This is a genomic window from Accumulibacter sp., from assembly GCF_032229525.1.
In the GTDB taxonomy this organism is placed as follows: Bacteria; Pseudomonadota; Gammaproteobacteria; order Burkholderiales; family Rhodocyclaceae; genus Accumulibacter.
On record NZ_JAVTWB010000228.1, the window covers coordinates 23,765 to 30,359 of the forward strand.

Annotated in this window: 5 protein-coding genes and 1 tRNA gene; 5 read left to right on the forward strand and 1 reads right to left on the reverse strand. The window is 64.3% G+C overall.

All coding sequences use genetic code 11. The features are described 5' to 3' along the window. Window positions 1–43 precede the first annotated feature (43 nt). Complete coding sequence (locus tag RUW20_RS18245; RefSeq protein WP_313953646.1) at window positions 44–1,441, forward strand: wax ester/triacylglycerol synthase domain-containing protein; 1,398 nt, start codon at window positions 44–46, stop codon at window positions 1,439–1,441. A 47-nt stretch (window positions 1,442–1,488) separates the two neighbouring features. Here RUW20_RS18245 and RUW20_RS18250 read toward each other — a convergent pair whose 3' ends face one another. After that, on the reverse strand, window positions 1,489–2,487 hold the full coding sequence (locus RUW20_RS18250; protein ID WP_313953647.1) for a hypothetical protein: 999 nt from the start codon (window positions 2,485–2,487) through the stop codon (window positions 1,489–1,491). Between RUW20_RS18250 and RUW20_RS18255 the strand changes: the two genes are divergently transcribed. The 4 genes from RUW20_RS18255 to RUW20_RS18270 all read left to right on the forward strand — a co-directional run bounded on the left by RUW20_RS18255 (window position 2,486) and on the right by RUW20_RS18270 (window position 6,298). Beyond that, window positions 2,486–2,671, forward strand: coding sequence for a hypothetical protein (locus RUW20_RS18255; protein WP_313953648.1), 186 nt, complete (start codon window positions 2,486–2,488; stop codon window positions 2,669–2,671). The genes RUW20_RS18250 and RUW20_RS18255 overlap by 2 nt on opposite strands. 702 nt (window positions 2,672–3,373) lie before the next feature. Continuing rightward, window positions 3,374–4,690 carry a replication-associated recombination protein A gene (locus tag RUW20_RS18260; protein WP_313953649.1) on the forward strand — a complete coding sequence of 439 codons (1,317 nt, stop codon included), beginning with the start codon at window positions 3,374–3,376 and terminating at the stop codon, window positions 4,688–4,690. Between the two features lie 105 nt (window positions 4,691–4,795). Next, on the forward strand, window positions 4,796–6,079 hold the full coding sequence (gene serS / locus RUW20_RS18265) for a serine--tRNA ligase (RefSeq protein WP_313953650.1): 1,284 nt from the start codon (window positions 4,796–4,798) through the stop codon (window positions 6,077–6,079). A 129-nt stretch (window positions 6,080–6,208) separates the two neighbouring features. Next, window positions 6,209–6,298 (forward strand) — tRNA-Ser (locus RUW20_RS18270). The last annotated feature ends 297 nt before the right edge of the window (window positions 6,299–6,595 follow it).

Consider the following 6,595-nt stretch of genomic DNA (forward strand, 5'->3'; position numbering starts at 1 on the left):
GCGCATTGCGGAGCAGGGCACACCAGGGGCGAAGGGAGCCTTGATGAACAAACTGTCCTTGCTGGATGTGGCCTTCTTCGTTGCCGAGTCGGAGGCCAGCCCGAAGCACGTCGGTGGCCTGATGATCTGCAAGCGGCCGGCCAAAGCGCCGACCAGCTTTGTCGCCGACCTGTACCAGGAGTTGCTGGGCTTCACCGACGTCGAACCGCCGTTCAACCGCGTCATTCACTTCTCGCTCACCGGCATGCCCACCTGGCGCGAAAGCAAGGTTGTGGACCTCGAGCGGCATCTCTTCTATCACCAGCTGCGCCGCGGCAAGAACGGTCGCCACGAGCTCTACCAACGGGTCTCCGAACTCCATCAACCGATGCTCGACCGCTCGCGGCCCTTGTGGGAGGTGCACGTCATCGATGGCATCAGCGAACGGCGCTTTGCCTTGTACGTCAAGATGCATCACGCCAGCGCAGACGGAATGACGATGGTGCGCTGGGCAGCGGACTCGCTGGCCGCCAGCGCGACCGACCTCGAACTACGGCCGTTGTGGTCGGTCCGTCATGCCGCTGCCGACAGCAAGGAGAAGCGGCTCAAGGCGAAAAAAACAGAGTCGCTGCTTGGCCATCTGGCCGGTGCCGGCAAGCGCCTGCTGGGCCTCGGACGGCTGGCCGCGATGCTGTTGCTGGAAAGCGTCAAGCTCACCAAGAATGCCATCTCGCTGCCGTTCGTCGCCGAGGGTGACACGCCGCTGACCGGGCAGGTCACCGCTGGCCGCCAGTTTGCGACGGCCAGCGTGGCGATGGAAAGGGTCAAGCTGATTTGTGCCCGGACGCGGTCAACGCTGAACCATGTCGCGCTGACTTGCCTCGATGGCGCCTTGCACCGCTATCTCGGCGACGAGGGTGTCGACCTGAAAAGACCGATCACCATCCAGATGCCGGTCAACCTGCGCAAGGACGGTGAACACGGCTCCGGCAACAAGTTCGGCATCATCCAGGTTGCGCTCTCGCCGCCCACCGATGACCCCTATGTCCGCTTGCGCAACATCGGCTTCTCGCTGCGCAATGTGCGCTCGATGATCGACAGTGTCGAACCTGACGCGATCGAGTCCTACACCCTGATCACCGGCGTGGTGGGGCAACTCGCCGAGATGCTGGGCCTCAGCGACCGCTTGCCGCCGACCGGCAATACCCTGGTGTCGAACATCCCGGGGCCGCGTGAGTTCCTCTACATCAAGGGCGCCAGAATGGAGGAGCTGCATCCGATCAGCACGCTGCCGGCCGGCAATCTGTTGAATATCACCCTGTTCAGCTACGCCGGGCAACTGTTCTTCGGCTTGATCGCCACCGACGAATTGCCCAACCTCGAGCGCTTGAGCACCTACGTGGCCGAAGCCTTCAGCGAGCTCGAGCAGTCGGTTCTCGACGCGCACCAGCCGGCTTCCTGAGCCCGCCCGCAGGGGGTGCCAGGGCCAGGTGCCAGGCTGCGCGCCGCTCACTCGACCATGCCGAGGCGGCCGTTGTGACTGCCCATGTACCAGTAGCGCCCCTGCGCGTCGATGATCGCCTTGCGGATACCGATGTTTTCCGAGGGTAGCCGGATGACACGAAAGCGCTCGCTGGCCGGGTCGAAGATCGACACGGTGTCGGTATCGATGCCATTGACCCACACCCGCCCGGCGGCGTCGACGGTCACCGCGTAGGCGTCGCGGCCACCTTCCTTCGGCAGCTCCCAGGTCTGCACGATGCGCCTGGCGCGCGGATCCAGGCGGGCCAGCTTGCCGTTGCCGTAGTAGGCGATCCACAGGTCGCCGTTCGGCGCCGCAGCGATGCGACGGGGTGCCGACCCACGGCCGGTGTCGACCTCGCCGGTCTGACCGCTTTTCGGATCGATCCAGCCGAGCTTGTCGGCGCGCAGGCGGCAGAACCACACCACGCCCTGGGCGTCGACCGCGAGGCCGTAGGGGTTGCCGCTGGTCGGGTACTCGGTGAAACGGCCGCTGGCGCGCTCGAGCCTGGTAACGCGCTGGCCGTGTTGTACGGTGAACCACAGATCGCCCTGGCCATCAAGGACGATGGTGTGCGGATCACCCCCCGATGGGGTGTGAAACTCGCTGACCTTGCCGGAATTCGGATCCAGGCGGCCGATGGTGCCGTTGCCATTGCCGGTGTACCAGACGATTCCCTGCGCGTCGACCAGCAGACCATGCGGATTGGCGTCTGCCGGTAGCGGCCACTCGGTGAATTGCTGGCTGCGCGGGTCGAAGCGGGCGATCCGGTTGCCCTGCATCACCGCGATGTAGATGCTGCCGTCGGGCGCCGGCGCCGGGTCGCGCGCGAACTTCGGCGTCGGCACCGGCCATTCGCTCACCCTGCCCGCGATCTGCGGCAGAGACCCCGGCGTGAGGCCATAGTTCGAACCGCCGGCCCAGACCGGGACGGTCATCCAGCACAGGCTGCCAAGCACGCAACGAATCAACTGCAGCTTGCTCATGGCCAGCTCCCTGGAGATCGAAACGCCGACATCGAACGACCATACGACCGCCACCGGAAAGCAATCGTTCGCCCTTTCCTGCCGCTTGGGCAAACAATTGCCGCGACTGGCAGGCTCGGAAAGGCAGCATCTTGCCACATCACAGCTCACCGACTTTCATCGCTCGGCCGGTGGCATGGCGTGACGATCTCCGTTGGCGAGGACACAGCAGGAAATCCGGGCAAAAAAAGACCGGGCTTTGCACCCGGTCAAATGCTCGGTTTTCAGCTTGCGGCAGGGCGAGATTCCGCCCTGGCTACCCGTTCGCTACATTGCTGGCGCCAACCGACAGCGCCATTCCGAGCAGGGCACCCGTGACGCGGTGCCGCTGGTCAACCACTGGAGGAAGAAGGTGGGCGTGGGAACGCTCGTTTGTGCAGTGCGACAACCGCCGCAGCGAACATCGCGAAGGGTACCAGGACTACCTCGGGCAGACGACGCTCGGGTATCCGCCGACGTTCGGCGACCTTGCTCCGTGGGCCGGCATCGTTCCCGCGCCGGTCGACGCTGCTGCGAGTTTGCGGACGTTTCAGTGACCGCCAGATTGTGGTCAGGGCTTTCATTGTCGTAGGGACCGTTGAAGTGATGGACAGACTATAGGACTGGTGGCCGGGATCGTCCGTGTGCAATGTCACGCTCTTGATCAGTCAGTGAAATCGAGCTTTGGCCCTGGCCGATGGTCCGCGGATCACGGGATCGAGAGGCGGGGCTTGACGGCAGCGCGCAGCGCGGGCAGGAGCGCTAAAAGCTGCTAGCATGCGGGCCATATCGGCAGCACGACCGGGGCTGCGGCGGCTGGCTGCTGAAACGGCCGCCGCCGGGCGCGCCGCCTTGACGGAAGCGATTGATGGCAGATCTTTTTGCGGCAAATCAACCGGACGCACCGCTTGCCGAGCGACTGCGCCCGCAGACGCTGGCCGAGGTGATCGGCCAGAAGCATCTGCTCGGCCCGGGGAAGCCGCTGGCGATGGCGTTCCAGTCCGGACAGTTGCACAGCATGATCCTCTGGGGGCCTCCCGGGGTGGGCAAGACGACGCTGGCGCGTTTGATGGCGGACGCCTTCGACGCCGACTTCATCGCCCTCTCGGCAGTCTTTTCGGGCGTCAAGGACATCCGCGAGGCGGTGGTCCGCGCGCAAACGGCACGCGCGCTCAATGGCCGTCGCACGATTCTCTTCGTCGATGAAGTACATCGCTTCAACAAGGCGCAACAGGACGCGTTTCTGCCCTATGTCGAAGGCGGGCTGCTGACCTTTGTCGGTGCCACCACCGAAAACCCGTCGTTCGAGGTCAATTCGGCGCTGCTCTCACGCGCTTCGGTGTACGTGCTGCAACCGCTGTCGGCCGAGGAGATGGGGCAGCTCTTCGAGCGCGCCTGTCGTCAGGCACTGCCAGGCCTGGACTTTGACGACGAGGCGCGCGGTCGGGTGGTCGGGCTGGCCGACGGCGACGCTCGCCGCCTGCTCAATCTCCTCGAGCAGATCGGTACCGCCGCCGCGACCGCTGGCGTCACCGCTATCGATGGCGCCTTCGTCGAAACGACGCTGGCGCAGAGCCTGCGTCGTTTCGACAAGGGTGGCGACGCCTTCTACGACCAGATCTCGGCCTTGCACAAGTCGGTGCGCGGATCCTCGCCCGATGCCGCCCTCTACTGGTTCTGCCGGATGCTCGATGGTGGCGCCGACCCGCGCTACCTGGCGCGGCGCATCGTGCGCATGGCCTGGGAAGACGTCGGCCTGGCCGACCCGCGGGCGGCGCGCATCGCGCTCGATGCCGCCGAGACCTTCGAGCGCCTCGGCTCACCCGAAGGCGAACTGGCGCTGGCGCAGGCGGTGCTCTACCTGGCGATGGCGGCCAAGTCGAACGCTGGCTACCTCGCGTATAATGCGGCCCGGGGTTTCATCGGTAGTGACGCGTCGCGACCGGTGCCGGCCCATCTGCGCAACGCCCCGACGCGGTTGATGAAAGACCTGGGCTACGGCAAGGATTACCGCTACGCGCACGACCAGAGCGAAGCCTACGCCGCCGGCGAAAGCTATCTACCCGACGGCATGCCGGCGGTCGAGTGGTACCGGCCGGTCGACCGTGGTCTTGAAATCCGCATCGGCGAGAAGCTGGCGCATCTGCGGGCGCTCGATCGCCAGGCAAGAGAAGAGAAAGATTAGGCCGGCCATCGTCGTTTCGCTCTCGCAGCCCCGGCTGGTGCTGCGCAGCAGCGGCGGAAGAGGGCGGATGCGCAGGCTGCGCGATGACCAAACTGAGGACTGAGCATGCTCGATATCCAACTGCTGCGCAACGACATCGATGCGCTTGCCGAACGACTGGCAACGCGCGGCTTCACGCTCGACAAATCCACTTTCCAACGCCTGGAGAGCGAGCGCAAGACGCTGCAGACCCGTACCCAGGAACTGCAGGCAACACGCAACAGCCTCTCGAAGCAGGTCGGCATGCTCAAGGGGCGCGGTGAAGACGCCGGGCCGGTGATGGCGCAGGTGTCCACCCTCAAGGACGAACTGGAGGCCAATGAAGTTCGCCTCGCAGAGTTGCTCAAGGAACTCGACGCATTTCTCGCCGTGCTGCCCAATCCGCCGCACGAGAGCGTCCCGATCGGCAAGTCCGAAGCCGACAATGTCGAAACCGGGTGCTGGGGTGCGCCGGGTGTCTATGATTTTGTGGTGAAGGATCATGTCGACCTTGGCGAAGCCCTCGGGCAGCTCGATTTCGCCACCGCCGCGAAAATCGCCGGCACACGCTTTTCGCTGATGAAGGGGCAACTGGCGCGTCTGCATCGGGTGCTCGCCCAGTTCATGCTGGACACGCATACCGCGCAACACGGTTACACCGAGGTCTACGCGCCTTATCTGGTCAACGCCGCCAGCCTGCTCGGTACCGGCCAGCTACCGAAGTTCGAAGACGACCTGTTCAAGATCCTGCGCGCCGACGCCGAGCCGCTGTACCTGATCCCCACCGCCGAAGTGCCGGTGACCAACATCGTGCGCGGCGAGATTCTCGCCGCCGGGGCGCTGCCCCTCAAGCTGGTCTGCCACACCCCGTGCTTTCGTTCCGAAGCGGGCTCCTACGGTCGCGACACGCGCGGCATGATCCGCCAACATCAGTTCGACAAGGTCGAGCTGGTGCAGATCGTCGCCGCCGAAGACTCCCTGGCGGCGCACGAGGAACTCACCGGCCACGCCGAGCAGATCCTCGAAATGCTCGAGCTACCCTACCGGCGCGTCACCCTATGCACCGGCGACATGGGCTTCTCCTCGGCCAAGACCTATGATCTCGAAGTCTGGCTGCCGGCGCAGAACGCCTACCGTGAAATTTCCTCTTGTTCCAACTTCGGGGACTTTCAGGCCCGTCGCATGCAGGCGCGCTACCGCAATGAGCGCAACCGTACCGAGCTGGTGCACACCCTCAATGGCTCGGGCCTGGCGGTCGGACGGACGCTGGTGGCGATCATGGAGAACTTCCAGCATGCCGACGGCAGCATCACCATTCCTGCCGTGCTGCGCCCCTACCTTGGCGGTCTGGAGCGAATCAGCCTGCCGTAACTGGCGGTCGCATGCTCACTGCTTTGGCGGTGGCGGCCCGGGCGATGATCGTCTCGTCCCGGCCAGCAAAAATCTAGCCACCGGAGCAGCGCATCAACGGGGCGTCCTGTGCTAACATTGCGCCCCGTCGGAGAGGTGGCAGAGTGGCCGAATGTACCTGACTCGAAATCAGGCGTAGGTGTGAGCCTACCGAGGGTTCGAATCCCTCCCTCTCCGCCAGGCCAGTAGTCCGTAACTCTCTGCACCACAAACGAACGCCCCGCTGAACGCCTTGTTCCGCGGGGTTTTTCGTTTATACCTGTTGACCTCGCCGACCCCACAAATGTCATTTTTTGCCGATTTTGGCGTCTTACGGGGCGTTTCTCTCGAAACCTCGTGACTTCGCGATTTTAGTGCAGAACTTTTAAGCCATTGTTTTTAATGTTGTTTTTTAGACGGCCGGCGGGGAGTTTTCCGACGTTCGTCTTGGTTCAGACAGATACGCCAACGCGAACTTTCTGGTCGGTGACGGATGGT

What these genes read in the sequence shown, in the direction of transcription:
- RUW20_RS18245 (WP_313953646.1), top strand. Translation starts at nt 44, where the DNA reads ATGAACAAACTGTCCTTGCTGGATGTGGCCTTCTTCGTTGCCGAGTCG.
- RUW20_RS18255 (WP_313953648.1), top strand. Translation starts at nt 2,486, where the DNA reads ATGGCCAGCTCCCTGGAGATCGAAACGCCGACATCGAACGACCATACG.
- RUW20_RS18250 (WP_313953647.1), bottom strand. Translation starts at nt 2,487, where the DNA reads ATGAGCAAGCTGCAGTTGATTCGTTGCGTGCTTGGCAGCCTGTGCTGG.
- RUW20_RS18260 (WP_313953649.1), top strand. Translation starts at nt 3,374, where the DNA reads ATGGCAGATCTTTTTGCGGCAAATCAACCGGACGCACCGCTTGCCGAG.
- serS (WP_313953650.1), top strand. Translation starts at nt 4,796, where the DNA reads ATGCTCGATATCCAACTGCTGCGCAACGACATCGATGCGCTTGCCGAA.